1 protein-coding gene is annotated in these 1,777 nt (G+C 72.5%); it reads right to left on the reverse strand.

The genetic code is table 11. From position 1 onward, the window contains the following. Positions 1-1,546 (reverse strand): ricin-type beta-trefoil lectin domain protein (locus ACNFOC_RS53955; RefSeq protein ID WP_416966252.1); only part of this gene is annotated, 1,546 nt, incomplete at its 3' end. Positions 1,547-1,777 lie beyond the last annotated feature (231 nt).

Below are 1,777 nucleotides of genomic sequence, written 5' to 3' on the forward strand. Positions count from 1 at the left end.
GCTGGTCGCGGCCGGCATCCTGACGACCGTGCCCTACCAGCAGGCGGGGAGCCGGACCCGGCACGAGTACCGGCTGACGAGCAAGGGCCGCGATCTGTGGCCGGTACTCCCGAGACGTCGACTCCCGTGCCAGGATCGCGATCGCCGGCCGGATCACCCCGTCCGCGTCCACCGTGAACCGCAGGTTCTGGCCGTGGCTCCCGTCCACCGAATCGCACTCCCAGATGCCGACGCCCTTGTCCACGGACCCCCGGCTGTCCAGGCACAGGTCGGAGTCGGCGGACGACCGCACCACCCCGCGCCCGGAGTCGACGCGCCACAACTGGGTGTTGGACGAGGTGCAGGGGGCCGTGATCACATCCGTGCCCTCCGTCAGGTCGCCGTCGCGGATGTCCAGGCACCGGCCCGTGGAGACGTTCACGACCTGGGCGTACGTGCCGTTGGGTGCGTGAGCGGCCGGGGACGTGGAGGGCGTCGCGCTCGCGGAGCGCGTCGGCTTCGAACTCCTCGTCGGAGACGGCGACTTGGACGGAGACGGGTTCGTCGACGGCGCCACCGGGACCGTCGCCGTCACCGTCACCTCGGACGGACTCGACGGGATCGCCCCCGCGCCCGCCGCCGCACCGGGACGCGACGTCGCCGCACCCGGCCGCAACAGAAGGAACAGCAGCGGCACCAACGCCACCCCCAGCGCCGCCGACGCCAGCACCAGCCGACGCGAGGGCGCCCAACTCGCCGGAGTCCCGCGGTCGTTGCTCCTCGCCTCCGCGCGACCCCGCATCGCGTACGACGCCCCCGCCCACGCCGACAACCCCTCCGCCAGCGTCGCCCGCGGCGCGTCCCGCAGTGCGGTCAGTTCCTCGTGCGCGCCCGTGCAGTGGACGCACTGCGCCATGTGCGCGTGCAGGTCGGCGCTGTCGCGGGGGTTGTCGGGGCGTACCGACTCCTCGATCAGGCGCCGGAAGTCACCGCAGCGCGGGTCGTCGGAGGCGGCCAGGCGGGACTTCAGGCAGGCCTGGGCCATGGACTGGAGGGCCGGTCCGGTGCCGTGGACGACGTCCTCGCGGGTGAGGCCGAGGAAGGCGGCGGTCACGGTTTCCGGTTCCCGGTCGACGATGCCGTACCAGACCAGGCCCTGTGTCCGGGAGGGGAGCGAGAGGAACGCCGGGAGCATGGAAGGTGCCGGGTCCGTCGTGTTCAGGAGCAGGAGGAGGCCGGCGTCCAGGCCGGACGAGCGGTCGTCCTGGGACCATGACGCGGCCACCCGCCCTGTCAGCAGCAGGAGTTGGTACCGCCAGGGGACGGACGGATCCACGCCGCGTGCCGTCTCGCGCGCCGCGAGGGTGAACACCTGTGCCGCCAACTGCCGTGCCGCCGGCTCGCTCGTGGTGCACAGGCGGGCGTAGGACAGGACGGACGGCTGGTGCCGGGTGCGGAGTTCCTGGAGGGCCGCGTAGACCGTGGACGTGTCGGCGCGCAGCAGTTCCGTGAGCCGCGCGTCGGAGGCGTCGGTGTGTGCGCCGCCGTCCTCGTCGGAGCGAACCATGCGCCCGCCTCCTCGCACCTGTCCTGACAGACCAGCCAGTTTGTGGGGTGCCCATAGTGGTGGAAGGAGGCCGGTGGGGAAAGAGGTTTCTGTGGGTAACCCCGGTGCTCACCGCCAGGCCCATGAGGGCCAGGTCCGGTACTCCGGCGACCAGGTCCGGGGCGTCCACCCGGGCGACGTGCAGGGTCGGGTCGAACACGGACAGCCGCTCGGTCGCCAGGTCCTTTCCGT

This window comes from Streptomyces colwelliae (assembly GCF_048158785.1).
In the GTDB taxonomy this organism is placed as follows: domain Bacteria; phylum Actinomycetota; class Actinomycetes; order Streptomycetales; family Streptomycetaceae; genus Streptomyces.